Source organism: Methylomonas sp. PHL2-19 (assembly GCF_059331595.1).
Genome location: NZ_CP196839.1, coordinates 1,873,777 through 1,889,366 on the forward strand (window position 1 = coordinate 1,873,777; position 15,590 = coordinate 1,889,366).

Sequence of the window (15,590 nt, forward strand, 5' to 3'; positions counted from 1 at the left end):
ATAGAGACACTCAAAGCTGGCAGGCCGCATAGATGCGGGCGAGTTCCAGCAGATTCGGCGCGCCGGTTTTCTCCATCACCTTCGCGCGGTGGATTTCAACAGTGCGGTGACTAATCCCCAAACGCCTGGCTATTTCTTTGTTGGTTAGACCAGCCACCACCATCCCCATAATCTCAAGTTCGCGTGACGTCAGCCCGCTTAGCCGATTACACTGCGCTTGCCCTTTTATGGCCTGTGCCTGGGTGTTGACTTCAAGCTTTAGCGCGGCCTGTACTCTGTCGAGCAATAGTTCGGTGCTGACCGGTTTGGTCAGAAAATCAACAGCTCCCGCCTTCATCGCGCGCACTGTCATCGGTATGTCGCCATAGGCGGTCAGGAAAATAATGGGAAGGTGGATGTGGCGGCGGATAAGTTCGGCTTGCAACTCGTGACCATCCAGACCCGGCATGTTGACATCCAGCACCAGACAGCCTGGCTGCTCCGGAGAATAGCTTTCCAGAAAGCACTCGGCACTGGCAAATGTTTGATACGCAAGGCCCGCGGTTTCAAATACCAAACCCAAGCTGTCGCGGACCGCATCGTCGTCGTCCACCACGAATACGCAGGGCTGAGTATTCATTTCGCAAACGGTAAGGTAAAGAACAGGCTAAGGCCGTCGCCGACATTCCGCTCCGCCCACAGTTGGCCGCCATGGGCTTGGATCAAGGCGCGGCTGATGGCCAAGCCCATTCCCAGTCCGGCGGGTTTAGTCGAGTAAAAGGGTTGAAACAGCATTTTCAGGGCAGTGGCGTCCGCTAGGCCTTTACCGCTGTCACAAACACAGACTACTGCCATATCAGGATCGTCGGCGTATCGGCCGGTGGTAATGCGCAATACCTCGGATAGCTTACCGTGTTCCTGCATCGCTTCCAGACCATTAATGATCAGATTCACCAGCACCTTTTGAATTTGCAGCACATTGACCGTGGTCTGCGGTAAGTCGGCGGCAAGGTCCAGTTCTATGTTTAAAGTGTCTAGGGTTTTGTCGTTTTTTATAAACGCGCAGGCTTCTGTCACGAGAAAGTTAATATCGACCCGTTCACCGACGGCCTCGGTTTTATTCAAATGGCTAAATAATTGTCTGATGACTTCGCCGGCACGCTGAGCTTGTTGCACACAGGCTTCCAGTACGTGGTTGAGTTTTTGGGAATCCGGTTTTTCCGATTGGTATAGGCGCAACGCCACGTCGGCATAAGAGGAAATAGCGGCCAGGGGTTGGTTTAATTCGTGGGCAATCGCCGCTATCGTCTGCGTCGCCAACGATACTCGAAATGACTGTTCCATCCGATTTCGGCGTTCGCTCAATTCCCGGGTCAGTTTATAGTCGGTGATGTCGAAATTGATGCCCAGCAATCGATAAGGCCGATTATTTTTATCATGCAATAAGCTGCCGCGCGAATGGATCCAGCGGTAGGAGCCATTCTTGTGCCGTAAGCGGAATTCCAGTTCGTAAGCGGATACATGCCCGGACAGGTAGTCTTTGGTGCTTGCCAGGACCCATGCCCGATCATCCGGATGCAAGCGAGATTCCCATTCCTCCCAACGGTTCTGCATTTCATGGTCGTCAAAACCGATTTGCCGTTTCCATTCCGGCGAGAGAAATAAGGTTTGCGAGACCAAATCCCAGTCCCAATAACCGGCATTCACTTCGTCGATGATCAGTGCCAGGCGGGTCTCGGTATGCCGCAATTCCGCGTGGGTGCGTTTCAGTTCGGTAATGTCTACATGGGTAATAATCATGCCCTGGAAACCTTGGGTAATGCGTTTGGCGTGCATCATAAACCAAAGCTCACCAAGCGCGGTTCGACAGGGATATTCCATCATAAATTCCTGTTGATGGCCCGCTATCAGGCTCTCAAGGCCGGTCAAAGCCTTCTGTGCGTCCCGGTCGCCTGCCGCAGACGAGCGGCGGCAAACTTCAAGGTAATTGGCGCCTTCCGACAATTGACTGGACGAACCGCCGTTCTCGATAGCAAAGCAATCCCAGGGCGCGTTGACCGTCGTCACCAAGCCGCTATTATCCAGTACTGCCACATGTGCGGGCAGCGAATTCAGAACGCAGCGTACAAAAGCCTCGTTACGGCGCAGGGCGTCATCAGCGACTTTCAGTGGTGTAATGTCCAAAAATGCGCCAACGGCCCCGCGCGGCTGCCCTTTATTGTCCAGCAAGGGCGATGCATTGGACACCACGGTAATCACTTTCCCGTCCGGGCGGACTATATCCAGCGTCTCGTCGCTCACCACTTCTCCCCGGCAAGCACGCTGAATCGGCAGATCTTCAGCGGCCAGCGGATAGCCGTTTTGCAATACTGTGATGGCCGGCGGGGTTGGGCTCGATAGTGAAAGTTCCGAGGTGGGGGGCACGCCCAGCATCTGCTCATTCGCCCGATTTCCGCGGATATGTTGTCCGCTATTGTCATTGGCGATGGCGAGTCCAATGGGTACCGTGTTGTAAATAACCTGCATTTCCTCCAGACGGCGTTCCAAGCGTTGGTTCAATAAGGCAATTTTCTGCTCGGACAGTTTGCGCTCTTCGATGTCGATCACATGCACCACAATACCTTTCAACCTGCCGGCTTCATCGGCATTGGGAATATAGGTCGCATGCACCCAGCGGGGTTTGCCGTTGCCATAAGGAATTTGCTGGTCAAAACTAACCGGCTCGCCCGCCAAAGCCCGCTCCAGATAAGGACGGACTATGTCCCAGGCCGCGCCACCCAGAATTTCCGGCACGGTGCGGCCGATAACCTGTTCCGGAGAGATGCCGAACCAGTGTTCATATGTCGCATTTACCCGTACATAGCGAAAATCGACATCCAAATAGGCGATCAGCGCCGGCGTGGCATCCATGATCAGTTGCAGTTCCCTATCCTGGTCGCGATAGACCGATTCAGCCTGTTTTCGCGCGGTAATATCTTGGAGATAGCCATGCCACAAAATGCTGCCGCCCTGTTCCCGCATCGGCATGGAATGACCTTCTATCCAGATTTCGCCTTTACTAGGGTGTTGGTAGCGAAAGGTGTCGCGCCAAGGCGTCAGGCTGCGCGCCGATTCGCTGATGGTTTCGTTGATCAGTTTGATGTCGTCGGGATGCACCCTGGCAAATACCGGACTAAAGTCCTCGGCCACTGCTTCGGGAGGCAGTCCGTACAAAGATTCAAGCGCCTGACTGGCATAAGGCATGCTGGCTGAGCCATCCGCAGCCAAACGAAAAGAACAAATAACGCCGGGTACGGAAGCCGCCACTTTGGACAGCTGATCCTGTAAATGATGTTCGGCTGGTAGTGGGCTGCGTCCGTCTGCATCGCGCAGGACAAGGGAATACAAGGTTTGCTCGCCAGTGTCTATCTCGGAAATGATGGCTTCCATTAGAAATTCTTCGCCGTTAGCGCGCAAACCGGTCACTGTGCGAAGTTCTTTAGACTGATGATCGCTATCGCCTTCTGGCTTTGGCGCTGAATAAATGGCCGGAAAACCAGCCGGAATAAAGTGTTCGATCACGTTGCCAATGGCTTGATCCGCGCGGCAGCCGAACAGCTTGCCGGCTGCGGGATTGCATAATACGACACGGTGTTTTGCGTCGATGCAGACAATGGCATCCCGCGCGGCTTGTATAAGTGCCGCGCACAGCGCCGGGCTTTGCTCCTGCACAGATGATTCTGTTTGTGTTTGTCGAGTGAGGTCGGTGAGGGTAATGTGCAGTTCCGGCTGGTCGGCGAGACCGGTGAGCATCAGGCAGTCGAGTCTGGCAGGAAATGCAGCGTTATCGTCACGCAGCATTGGCAATTCGCAAGGCTGAATTTCGCTACGTTGCTGAATCTGCGATAAATGCCGTTGCCAAAAGTCGCGGCTTTGATCGGCAATCAAGCTTGAAAAATGACGGCCAATTAAGTGTTGACGCTCACCACCCAATAAGGCGGCGGCCGCAAAGTTGATGGTAGATATTCGCTGGTCCGGGCTGAGTGTGAGGCAGGCGTGCGGGGCGAAATCGTAAAGATGCTGGAAGCGGTCTCGCGCCTGAATCAGCGATTGATTTTGGGTTTCTAATTCAAGCAGACGTACTTGCTGCTCATGCAAAATTTTCTCCGGAGCATCGAGGGAACTGCTGGTTTTGCTTGAGTTTGGGGGGCTGTTCTGAGCTTCTTGTCGAACAGTATTGTCAGGGTGTGCAGACTTACAGCGCTCGTCAGTCATGAGACATCTTCTATTTTGGACAGAATTTAGACCGCTTCAGGCATTCTTTCGATGGTTGTAACACAAGCCCTATTATACGGATGTGGCTAGCCGAGAAGCCCTGTTTCGGCAACAGCGGGAGTTGGCAACCGGGTCTTAACCCGGGCATAAGCCCAAATAGCCGGCCTTAGTTTGTGAAAAGCTATGCCTAGAGTTGGCTTCTTACCCCAGTTCGCGCGGAAGTATGCTGGCGAAAAATTAGCCCTGTCAATCTTATCTTCAATCTAAGTAGCAGTACGTATTTTTAGCGGATAGCGGCTGTGTTAAAACGCGCTATGTTGGTATGGCTTTACCGTTTCAGCAATATGAATACTTGATTTACCCCTCGCCAAACAATCCGGAAATAACTGATGAGTGAATTGGACCATCCAAGACAAAACCAGCTTCTCGCTATGCTGCCTGAACCCGAGTATGCCCGTGTTTCAAGTTTACTGGAACGGGTTGAAATGGAGTGTGGCGACGCGCTTTGTGAACCGGATGAGTCTTTGCGTTATGTCTACTTCCCTGTGACCGGCGTGATAGCGGAGCTTTACTTTACTGAGAATGGAGCCTCCCGCGAACTGGCTTTGATTGGTAACGAAGGCATGCTGGGTATATCGCTGTTCATGGGCGGTGAATCCATACCGTATCAAGCCTTAGTAGTGATGCCGGGCTACGCCTATCGTTTGCGCAGGAGTCTGGTTGATGAGGAAATTGGGCGGATAGGCGGACAGCACAGTGGGCTGCAAGGTGTGTTACTCCGCTATACCCAGGCACTACTGACGCATATGACGCAAATAGCGGCTTGCAAGCGGCATCATTCCATTGAACAACAATTCTCGCGTTGGCTGTTGATGATCCTGGACCGGCAGAGCGGGAGCGAGATCGCAATAACGCAGCAATCCATCGCCAGTCTGTTGGGCGTGCGCCGCGAAGGCATCACCGAGGTTGCCGGGAAATTACAGCAAGCCGGGGTAATTCGGTATTGCCGTGGTCAAATCAGCGTGCTGGAGCGCGCCGGCCTGGAAGCGCAAAGTTGCGAGTGTTACCCGATCATCAAAAACGAGTTTGCTCGGCTGCTTGCTGTCAGTGCCAATCCGTCGCCGCTGTCCAAACCCATTACCGCCATTACCACTTATGGACATGCCAAAGATCTCAGGAGACGCTACGCATTTGGCTGATCAAGTCTACCGGCGCTGAAATATCGCCCCGTGGTTTTATCTGGTCAGTTCGGCTATTGAAACCCAGTCACCGTAGGGGGCGATTTTATGAACACTGCATCAGCCAAAGCCCATAGCTGCTCACTTGTTATAGACCACGATCCAGCCAGCCGGATGGCGAACAAACACTCCCTGGCGGCGTTTCGGGATCATGATGCGGCGTTTTGCGAGGGAGAACCCAGTCATCACGGTCTTAAACTCGCCGAAGACCGCCAGCCCGAACAAGTGCGCGGGAATTGGCAATCACCGGATATCCTGGATGCCGGCTACATCGCCAATCAAGTGGAAACGGTCGAGCAGGCGAATGTCTCCATCCTGATGCCGATAGAATGCGATGATGCGGCCTTTGTCACGGTCCACTCTAACAACTGCGCCAGCAACGCGGACGCCGCATCGTCCACTGAAGTCAGCCGAGAGTTGCAGGGACAGCACCTGCTGGCGGAGAAAACCGAAACCCTGGCGCAATTGCGTGAGGCGGAAGCTAAGTACCGGGCCTTGGTGGAACAAATGCCGGTGATCACTTATGTCGCATCGTTGGAAACGCCGGTAAAGCTGTTATATGTCAGTCCGCAAATTGCTCAATTGGGCTTGCCCGAACAAGATTGGCTTGATGACCCGCAAGGTATACTGAAGCGGGTGCACCCGGACGATCTGGCAGTGGCGGTAGAAGCCTATGCCTATACCTATAAACATCATGCGCCTCTGAGGTGCGAATACCGATTACGTAAACAGGATGGAAGCCATCGCTGGTTTCTCGACGAAGCCAACGTAGTGCGGAATGAAGCCGGCGAAAGTTTGTTTTTGCAAGGTGTCCTGATTGATATTACCAAAGACAAAGAAACCGAACAGGAGCTGAGCTATTACCGGCAACGTTTGGAGGAGTTGGTATTTAAGCGTACGGAACAACTGGAAAAACAATGCGCCATCCTCAAGTCCGCCAATGCCAGTCTTGACACCACTTTGGTAAAGCTCAAACACGCCAATACCGAGGCTCGCAACAGCGAGAGGCGCTTTCGCTTACTGCTGGATTCTGCCGGCGAAGGTATTGTCGGTCTTGATGTGGATGGCCGTTGCAGCTTCGTTAACCGGGCCGCGTTGCAGGTTTTGGGTTACGCCGAGATAGACGTGCTGGGACAGGACATCGTTGCCATGATAGCCGGGGATTTGATCTTAGCGCTGGAAGCGCTCAAGTTGCCTGATATGGCCCGCGACATCATCGCTCAGCGTAGTACCGCTAATTTTAAACGCAAGGATGGCCGGTCATTTCCGGTCGAATATTCGTTTTATCCGGTCGCGTTGGATGGATTTGTCGATAGCTTGGTACTGGTGTTTTGGGATATGTCGGCATCTCAAACCAAACGGCAGAGTTTGGCCTATCAGGCCAGTCACGACCCCTTGACCGGGCTGGTTAATCGGACAGCTTTTGAACAACGGGTGGCAAGGGTATTGGCTAGCGCCCGCCCCGGCTATTTTCACCATGCGCTTTGTTATCTCGATCTGGATCATTTTAAGCAGGTCAACGATACCTGTGGACAAGCGGCAGGGGATGAATTACTGCGTAGAATCAGTAGCGTTTTGTCCTCCAAACTGCGGCAACGCGACACGCTGGCCCGATTGGGCGGTGACGAGTTCGCGTTGTTGCTGGAACACACCACACTTGATCAAGCGCGAAATATCGCCCATGAACTATGCAATAGCCTGCGCAATTTCAAATTTAACTGGGGTGATGCTGAATTTACCGTGAGCGCCAGCATTGGAGTGGCTGCGGTGACGTGTACGGTTCGGGATGTCGGGGAGTTTTTAAGTAACGCCGATAGCGCGTGCTACAGAGCCAAGGAAAAAGGCCGGAACCAGGTGCATGTGTTTTTACCTGATAACGTCGAGCGCCTCGATCAATTCCTGCAATGGAAAGCTTGAGGATTTTGCTAAAACGTATTTTGTGTATGAAGAACGGAGCCAGCGCATCACTGAGTGGCAAATCCGGCTCTATTGATTACCGGCTTCCCGCTCCGGCTATGTTTGTCGAAGCCAATTAGGGTGCTTCGCCAACAGGTCCGGAGCGAAAGGTATTAATCGACCGGATAAAAAACTCAGTGTTCAGGATGAATGTCAATCTACTCGGAGTATCGCCATGAAACACTACCTATTGATAATACTGGGTATTTTACAATGCCTGATCGTCGTGCAAGCTATTGAGCATGCGCCTGCCAAACCCATCAATCAAGAACAGTTACAGACAATAGTGCCTTACGCGGTGCAGGGGACGGTACAAACCTTTACCAAAACGGTGCACGGCGGTGTCCAGCATGTGGTGATCAAATCCGCGGACAATGCCTCGCAAATCAAATTAATTCAGGGGCATTTGCAAAAAAGGGCGGAACAATACCAGGCGGGCAATTATGCGGCGACGGAACGTTTGCATGGTGCGGAAATGCCGGGGCTGGCTCAGTTAAAAAAGGCAAAAGTCGATGATATTAAAGTTCAATATCAAGCTTTGGATAACGGCGGACAGATTCATTTTTCTACCGAATACCCTCAATTCGTTCAGGCCCTGCACGAATGGTTCGATGCCCAAGCCGAGGACCACGGCAATCCAGGCATACCTGATCACGATAGCCATCATTCGCCAGCTGCTGAATGATGGCGGAGGCGTGTCTGTTCCGGGCATCCCAGGCGCGCTATAGGGCTTAATGAGTCGGCTCGGTTCGTTGAGCGGTATGAGCCGCGGAGCCTCCGCTCTCCGGACTGGCGACTGCTACTCTTTCAGCGGCGTGTTAGGTCTTTTTACTATCAAAAACAAACCTCTGCGTGTCGGGGCTATAGCTTCGCTTCAATCAGCATCCCGCTGCCAATCCGCAAACCACTCCGGCAATTCGCGCGACTCGCCTAGAGCAAGTAACCGATGATCAATCCCGTCATGGTTGCCCCACACCACTTCGCTCAGCGCACCATCACTTACGCGCGCTTCGATGTCTTTACAGTACAGCCCCTGATCGCGCTGAACATAAAAACCGTAAGTTCGGCAAGCGATAGGGCGGTGTGCATAGACCAGGCAAGCGCCATTGGCTTTGTCCAGCAGCGGGCAGATGACTGGGCGCGCTATTTGGCCGGCCAGAGCGGCTATCTCCCCACTGATTTGCTGAAATTGCTCCGGCGGTAAGGCCATCAGGCCTTGTTGCAGACAATGCCATTCGTCCGCGGTGATCTTGGGTACTGCGGCAAGCCTGCGGCAACAGCCGTCGCAACCCTGGCGGCATAGCCAATCGGGTTGGTTGTCGCGGATGATTTTTACCCGCGTGTCGATATCTGCATGGAGTTGGGTGAGGGTTTTCATTGGAACATACTGCCTGTTTAAGCGGGTTTTGCAAAGCCTTTCCGAACATGACGCCGATTCGTGCGTGCTGAGCAGCCGGCGGCGTTTTAACCGGATTCTAATCAAAGCTTAAGTAGATTTTAAGTCGCCAAACTTAGAATTTTTCGTAAGTGAACAACTTACGGAGTGATTATGTGCGACTCGAATACCGCTATAAATCAACAGCTTGGCGAAAAACACATCGGCGGCGGCATCTATGTTGCCATTGACGGTCTTTTAAAACACTGCATCACCGCGCCCCTACTCGAGCTGCCGATAGATTTTAAGGAATGGTACATACCCGTCGGCAGCAATATCTCGCAACTTTATCCACTCTAATGCGTGCCGGAGCAATCCTCCGCAGCACCAGTCGCTCAATATCTCAACCAGCAATGATGAGATTTTAGCTAACAATTTAAACATGCCTTTTGGAGGAAAAATGACACAAAAATATTTCGGCAGTATGTTGCTACTTGCCACATTAACCAGCGGCTGCGCATCCATGAGTGGCTGGCATCCGATCATCGACCCGCGCTTGGACCAACAGCCGCAAACCACGCAACGCGACATGGTCGAGTGTAAGTCTCTTGCGGAACAAGCGTCGGATATTACCAAGGAAATCGGCATGGGTGCCGGTGTCGGTGCGGTTACCGGTGCCGCGGGCGGCGCGGCAGTCGGTGCGATAGCCGGCAGCGCCGCCACCGGCGCAGCCGGTGGTGCAATATTGGCTATCCCCGCGGGGTTGTGGGAAGGCTATAAAGCGAACGAGAGCTTTAAACGGGCATTTAAAACCTGCATGCGTCAACGCGGCCATACCCTGGTTAACTGAAGAAAATTTCTGAAAATGCCTGATTTTCACCATGGAAGGCGAGGATATTTAAAGGCCGGTTCAATGGTCCATATACTATAAATATCCTTTATCAGGCATGGGCTTGATAATATATCGCCTGGATATTTATCGAACTTAGTTAGAACCGACGATGCGTGAATTAACCGACCGAGAGCTGTATCAGGCCCTGCAATACGCCAAAAGCCAGGATGAAAATGCCGGCCGCAGCATACTTCAGCAATTCCAAGCCGAGCAGGGCGCGTTGGCGCAAACGATCTTTGGCGTGTTTTCGGCTTTGATTGCCGACAAGGATAAAGATTTGGCAAATCTGTTCATGGATCTTTGTTTCGATGTGATTTGTGTATTCCGGCATGCCTTCGGCGATTTGCCGGACCAAAGGGTATTGAACATGGAATGGTTACAGAATACGGCCGCCTTACTCGATGCGGAATTGCAGGCATTCATGCCTGGCAACAAGATGGATACGAAATTTCGCGACAAATTTCAGAATCGATTTACCGAGCGCCTGACCGAGAGCGATTCGCAAGCCGGCTTGGTTAAATTCATGGATGATGCCATCAGCGCCTATGTTGCCGACAGCCCGGCGGAGCCTGATGCGGTTCGTACTGCCAGAACCATGATTTATGTCGTTATTCAGCTATTTGGCGCGATGTACGATCAGGCTGAACGCCAAGCGACGGCTTCATGATTCCGGAGATTTAGAAAAATATTAGACTTTAGCTTGTCGCTTCGCGCCGAGTTGAAAAATCTGAACTCGGCGCTCTGTGTCACGGTTAATGCAGGGCGGCCAAGGCGCTGACGTAGTCAGGCTCGTCCGTAATTTCGCTGACCAACTGGGTGTAGATCACTTTATCGTTTTCGTCGATGATGACGATAGCGCGGGCGGTCAAGCCTGCCAGGATGCTGTCCAACAGCTCGACGCCGTAATCGTGGGCGAAGCTGGAACGGAAGGTCGAGAGCGGCACGACGTGTTTGATGCCTTCGACTTCACAAAACCGCACTTGCGCGAAGGGTAGGTCAGCCGATACCACCAACACCACGGTATTATGCAAATGCGCGGCTTTTTCGTTGAATTTGCGGGTCGAGGTAGCGCAGGTCGGCGTATCCAGGCTGGGGACTATGTTCAACACTTTACGTTTGCCGGCAAATTCAGCCAAACCCACGTCCTGCATTTTACGATTGGTTAATTGAAAATCCGGCGCTTGCGTACCTACCGCCGGTAAATCGCCGATAGTGTTGATCGGTTTGCCTTGGAAAGTGATGGTTGCCATGTGTTGCTCTCTGGGTGTTTTTATTTTTTGCGTTTGCTGAAATCGATCAGGCGCTTGCGTTTTTTCATCTGGCGGTCGCTTAGCGGGTTTTTCTGGCCTTGAAACGGGTTCTCCGGCGATTTGAATACCAAGCGTATCGGCGTGCCTGTCAGCCGCAACTGATCGCGGAAATAATTCATCAAATAGCGTTTGTACGCACCGGGCAGGGCATCGGTCTGGGTGCCGTGGATCACGACAACCGGTGGATTGCGGCCGCCCTGGTGCGCGTACTTCAATTTGATGCGGCGACCACCGACCAGCGGCGGCTGATGCGCGGCCAGCGCGTCGGTCAAAATCCGGGTCAGCAAGGGCGTTGACATGTCGGTCATAGCCGAGTCGTACAGGGTATGCACCACGTCGAACAACTTGCCGACGCCGCTGCCGTGCAGCGCGGAGATCGGATGCTTTTCGGCAAAATCCAAAAACGACAATTTGATCTCGATTTGCTTTTTCACGAAATCGCGGTGTTCGGCGTTCAGGCCGTCCCATTTGTTCAAACCAATAATCAAAGCCCGGCCGGCTTCCAACACCAAGCCCAAAATGTGCGCATCCTGATCGGTGACACCCTCGCGGGCGTCGATCAAATAAATCACCACATGGGCTTTTTCGATGGCTTGCAGCGATTTAATGATGCTGAATTTTTCCACGGTCAGCGATACCCGGGAGCGGCGGCGCATACCGGCGGTATCGATTAAGGTAAATTTCTGGCCGTTGCGTTCGAACGGAATATAGATACTGTCGCGGGTCGTGCCGGCTTCGTCGAACACCACCACGCGCTCTTCGCCGAGCAGCCGATTCACTAAGGTCGATTTGCCGACGTTAGGACGGCCGACGATGGCAATGGCGATACCCGGATCCTGCTCTTCGAATTCGTCCTCGACTACCGGCAATAACTCGTCAATACGATCCAGTAAGTCGTGGACATTGCGGCCGTGGGTAGCGGCAATCCCGATGGGTTCGCCGAGTGCCAGGCTATAAAAATCGTTGGTCACGGTATTGCTGTCGATGCCGTCGACTTTATTCACCACTAGCACTACCGGTTTGCCCAGCTTGCGCAGCATATCGGCAATCGCTTCGTCGGTGGCGTTCAAACCGTCGCGGGCGTCGACCAGGAAGAACACCACGTCGGCTTCCTGCAGCGCAATTTCCACCTGCTTTTTGGCGAAGACGTCTATGCCTTCCTGTTCGTCAGTGATACCGCCGGTATCGACTACCAGACAGTCGCGCTCGCCGCGTTTGACCCGACCGTACTGGCGGTCGCGGGTCAGGCCGGGATAATCGGCAACTAATGCTTCGCGACTGCGCGTCAAGTAATTAAATAGCGTAGATTTGCCCACATTGGGGCGGCCCACCAGGGCGATAACAGGTAACATGAATTTATTTTGCTCTCAAAGCGGCCAGGGTGCCGTCTTTGGCGTAAATGAAAACCGTATCGTCCACGACTACCGGCTTGGCTTCTATTGCCGCTTTACTGACCTGAATCCGGCCCAATTGGCGGCCGTCGCTATTGGACAGCCAATGTACATAACCTTCGAAATCGCCGACTACGACATAATTTTGATAAACCACCGCCGCCGTCAATTGGCGGTTGTGTAAGTCTTTTTGTTTCCACAGCGAGGCGCCGCTACGTTGATCGAGTTGCCAGACATGGCTTTGGGTATCGCTGACATAAAGGTAACGGTAATCCAGACTCAGGCCGGTGTAGGAAGACACCGCTTCGTTGCGCCACAGCACATCGCCGTCCACTTCGGATACCGAAGATGCGCCGCCGGTGAAGCCGGCAATATAAATGGCGCCGCGTGCCGCGACCGGATCGACATCGAGATCGACCAAGCGTTCGACTTCGGACCGACCGCTGGGTATCGCGATAGTGGCTTCCCAGATGGATTTGCCGTCTTTCAATTGCAGGGCTTCCAGCTTGCCATTGGCCGAGCCGGCGATCACGTTGTCGTCGACAATGATGGGCGCACCGGTGCCGCGGATGCTCAGGGCCGGTACGCTGTGTTCGAAGGTCCAGAGTTGCGCGCCATTATCTTCTTTGAGGCCGATGATTTTGCCGTCGGTGGTACGGACGATGACAATACCGTGACTTACCACCGGAGCCGCCAATACTTCGCTGGGTACATCGATTTTCCAGCGCTGTTCGCCGTTGGCTTTGTCAAAACCTATGACTTCGCCGGTACTGGTACCCATCACCACAGTGTGGACACCCAATCCGGGACCGGCTGAGAAGCTGTAATCGGTGTTGTTTTCCCAGCTCAGACTACCGTTGCCGGCGCCACGCGCCTGCAAATGGCCTTTGTTGTCGCCGACGTATACAGTGCCTTCGGCGACTGCCGGTATCAGTTTCAGATATTTTTCATCCGCGCCATTACCGATTGATTCCTTCCACAGCACCTCAAGCTGTACTTCCGGGGTATATTCCTGCAAGGCGGCCGGTGGATCGGCATTGTCGTCGTCGCCGGTGATATATTCCGTTAAGCCCGAGATAAAGTCGCGTCCGGCATCCAAGCCCGCGCAGCCGGCTAGCATCGGCAGGCAGGCAAGCAGCGGGAGAAGTGAGCGGTATCTGATGTTCCTGATTAACATGCTAAAGCGTGTATCCGTTGGCGTGGGCTTAATTGGCAGTCGCCGTGGCAGCGTTGCCAGGCGTTGCGACGTCGTCCAGCTTGAACTGCGTCAGCGGGGTGGCTTGACCGGTTATGATCGCGCTTTGGTACGCGCTACGGGCTTCGTCCAAGCGGTCCAGTGCGACGTACAGGTCGCCCTGCAATTCGTCGTAACTGGCGGAAAAGCCTTCGGATTTAGCCGGATCGACCGCGGCGATCAGTTGCAAACCTTGTTCGTATTGGCCGGTAGCCAGCATCAGTTGAATCAGGCGTAGACGGGCAACATGTCTTAATTCATCGCTGTCGGCTTCTTTGATGGATTTTTCCAGAATCGCTTTAGCGCCTTCCAGATCGCCTTTTTGCACTTTGCTTTTGGCCAATTGCAGGCCGGCATAGTGGGCGTAAGCGGTGCCCGGAAATTCGATAGGCAAGCGTTCCGCCAGTTTTTCGGTGGATTCGCTGTTGTCCTTGGCCGCGCTATCCAACAATTGTTGGTACATCTGCGAGGCTTGGGCGCGTTTTTCCAGTTGGTGGTTTTGCCAGAGATTCCAGCCGCTCACCAATACTATTGCGGTGACAACACCGGCGATCAATGAAGTCTGATTGGCTTCCCACCATTTTTTCAACTGTTCCAGCTGTTCTTCTTCGGTATCGTAAATTGCCACGCTAGTTCTCTTCTATTATCAGGTTATAAGGGATTATTGGCCGTGCCAGTCTTGCAGGGTTTGCAGGAGTTGGTCGTGATTGTGTGTGCTTTGCTCAGCGTCGATGCGCAAGGGTTTCAAGGCCACTTCGCCGCGGTGGGCTTCGTCGTCGCCGATGATGATGGCGTACTCGGCACCGGACTTATCGGCTTTTTTAAACTGGCTCTTGAAGCTGCCGCCGCCGCAATTGACTTGCAATTTCAGGCCCGGAATCGCATCGCGGATACGTTCGGCTAAGCGCATGCCGACGGCTTCTGCGTTAGTGCCGACGCGAATCATGTAGACATCCGTGGTATTGGCGACCGGTACATTATCCAGCAACTCGAGTAGCGCCAGGATGCGCTCCATGCCCATCGCAAAGCCGATGGCGTGATTCGCCTTGCCGCCCAGTTGTTCGATCAATCCGTCATAGCGGCCGCCAGCGCAGATGGTGCCTTGCGAGCCTAAGTGCTCGGTGACCCATTCGAATACGGTTTTGCCGTAATAATCCAGGCCGCGCACCAAGCGAGTATTCAGTTGGTAGGTAATACCCAGATCGTCCAGCGTGGCTTTCAGGCTATTGAAATGTGCCAGACTTTCTTCTCCAAGATGCTCAAGTAGTACCGGGGCCTGTTGCAACATAGCCTGCATATCCGGATTTTTACTATCCAGGATGCGTAGCGGATTGGTTTCCAGGCGGCGCAAGCTGTCTTCGTCTAAAACTGCCAGATGTTGTTGGAAATATTCGACCAGTTTGCCGCGATAAGCCAGACGTTCTTCGCTGGTACCCAGGGAATTGATTTGCAGCTCGACTTTATCGCGGATGCCCAGTTGCTTCCAGAGCCGGTCGGTCAGCGCGATGATTTCCGCGTCGATGTCCGGGCCGGGCATGCCGTAGGTTTCCACACCCAGTTGGTAGAACTGCCGGTAACGGCCTTTCTGTGGGCGTTCGTGGCGGAACATGGGGCCGTAATACCACAAACGGTGGCTTTGATTGTGCAATAAACCGTGTTCCAGGCAGGCGCGCAAACAGCCGGCGGTGCCTTCGGGGCGGAGGGTTAACGAATCGCCGTTGCGGTCGTCGAAGGTATACATTTCTTTTTCGACGATGTCAGTGACTTCACCGATCGAACGCTTGAACAGTTCGGTCTTTTCGACGATAGGCAATCTGATTTCCTGATAGCCGTAGGCGCTCAATACCTGTTTGGCCTGGCTTTCCAGCCATTGCCATAGAGGCGATTGTTCAGGAAGGATGTCGTGCATGCCGCGGATGGCTTGGATAGCCTGTTGTTGTTTTGCCATGATCTTGTTTGTT

General features: G+C 53.4%; 14 protein-coding genes. 6 read left to right on the top strand and 8 right to left on the bottom strand.

The window, feature by feature from the left end:
• Positions 1–10: 10 nt before the first annotated feature.
• Entirely contained in the window at positions 11–619 is a 609-nt protein-coding gene (locus ACR02O_RS08915; RefSeq protein WP_415880251.1) for a response regulator transcription factor, read from the bottom strand.
• Positions 616–4,116, bottom strand: a complete 3,501-nt coding sequence (locus tag ACR02O_RS08920) for a PAS domain S-box protein (RefSeq protein WP_415880252.1) — start codon at positions 4,114–4,116, stop codon at positions 616–618. The genes ACR02O_RS08915 and ACR02O_RS08920 overlap by 4 nt, the downstream gene beginning before the upstream one ends.
• Positions 4,117–4,622: 506 nt before the next feature.
• On the opposite strand from ACR02O_RS08920, the gene ACR02O_RS08925 reads away from it, so the two are divergent.
• The 3 genes from ACR02O_RS08925 to ACR02O_RS08935 all read left to right on the top strand — a co-directional run bounded on the left by ACR02O_RS08925 (position 4,623) and on the right by ACR02O_RS08935 (position 8,112).
• On the top strand, positions 4,623–5,432 hold the full coding sequence (locus ACR02O_RS08925) for a Crp/Fnr family transcriptional regulator (RefSeq protein WP_033155560.1): 810 nt from the start codon (positions 4,623–4,625) through the stop codon (positions 5,430–5,432).
• An 87-nt stretch (positions 5,433–5,519) separates the two neighbouring features.
• Positions 5,520–7,388, top strand: a complete 1,869-nt coding sequence (locus tag ACR02O_RS08930; RefSeq protein ID WP_458136936.1) for a diguanylate cyclase domain-containing protein — start codon at positions 5,520–5,522, stop codon at positions 7,386–7,388.
• Between the two features lie 214 nt (positions 7,389–7,602).
• Positions 7,603–8,112 (top strand): aspartate carbamoyltransferase, encoded by a 510-nt coding sequence (locus ACR02O_RS08935; protein WP_445368366.1) that lies wholly within the window; start codon positions 7,603–7,605, stop codon positions 8,110–8,112.
• Positions 8,113–8,301: 189 nt separating this feature from the next.
• On the opposite strand, the gene ACR02O_RS08940 is transcribed toward ACR02O_RS08935, so the two are convergent.
• A complete protein-coding gene (locus ACR02O_RS08940) occupies positions 8,302–8,805 on the bottom strand; it encodes a YkgJ family cysteine cluster protein (RefSeq protein WP_458136937.1) in 504 nt (167 codons plus the stop codon).
• 171 nt (positions 8,806–8,976) lie between these two features.
• On the opposite strand from ACR02O_RS08940, the gene ACR02O_RS08945 reads away from it, so the two are divergent.
• The 3 genes from ACR02O_RS08945 (at position 8,977) to ACR02O_RS08955 (ending at position 10,361) form a co-directional block, all read left to right on the top strand.
• Entirely contained in the window at positions 8,977–9,162 is a 186-nt protein-coding gene (locus ACR02O_RS08945) for a hypothetical protein (protein ID WP_494523223.1), read from the top strand.
• Positions 9,163–9,262: 100 nt separating this feature from the next.
• Positions 9,263–9,652 (top strand): glycine zipper family protein, encoded by a 390-nt coding sequence (locus ACR02O_RS08950; RefSeq protein ID WP_033155556.1) that lies wholly within the window; start codon positions 9,263–9,265, stop codon positions 9,650–9,652.
• Positions 9,653–9,803: 151 nt separating this feature from the next.
• Entirely contained in the window at positions 9,804–10,361 is a 558-nt protein-coding gene (locus tag ACR02O_RS08955; RefSeq protein ID WP_458136939.1) for a hypothetical protein, read from the top strand.
• An 85-nt stretch (positions 10,362–10,446) separates the two neighbouring features.
• Here the strand turns inward: ACR02O_RS08955 and tpx are convergent, their stop codons facing one another.
• Genes tpx through hisS form a run of 5 tightly spaced genes read right to left on the bottom strand, consistent with a single transcriptional unit; the run spans position 10,447 to position 15,577 of the window.
• Positions 10,447–10,944, bottom strand: coding sequence for a thiol peroxidase (gene tpx / locus ACR02O_RS08960; RefSeq protein WP_494523224.1), 498 nt, complete (start codon positions 10,942–10,944; stop codon positions 10,447–10,449).
• Positions 10,945–10,964: 20 nt separating this feature from the next.
• Positions 10,965–12,356 carry a ribosome biogenesis GTPase Der gene (der, locus tag ACR02O_RS08965; protein WP_171696095.1) on the bottom strand — a complete coding sequence of 464 codons (1,392 nt, stop codon included), beginning with the start codon at positions 12,354–12,356 and terminating at the stop codon, positions 10,965–10,967.
• 4 nt (positions 12,357–12,360) lie between these two features.
• A complete protein-coding gene (gene bamB, locus ACR02O_RS08970) occupies positions 12,361–13,572 on the bottom strand; it encodes an outer membrane protein assembly factor BamB (RefSeq protein ID WP_205450988.1) in 1,212 nt (403 codons plus the stop codon).
• A gap of 28 nt (positions 13,573–13,600) precedes the next feature.
• A complete protein-coding gene (locus tag ACR02O_RS08975; RefSeq protein WP_494523225.1) occupies positions 13,601–14,257 on the bottom strand; it encodes a YfgM family protein in 657 nt (218 codons plus the stop codon).
• Between the two features lie 33 nt (positions 14,258–14,290).
• Positions 14,291–15,577: a histidine--tRNA ligase gene (hisS, locus tag ACR02O_RS08980; RefSeq protein ID WP_458136940.1), complete on the bottom strand. Its 1,287-nt coding sequence runs from the start codon at positions 15,575–15,577 to the stop codon at positions 14,291–14,293.
• Between the last annotated feature and the right edge of the window lie 13 nt (positions 15,578–15,590).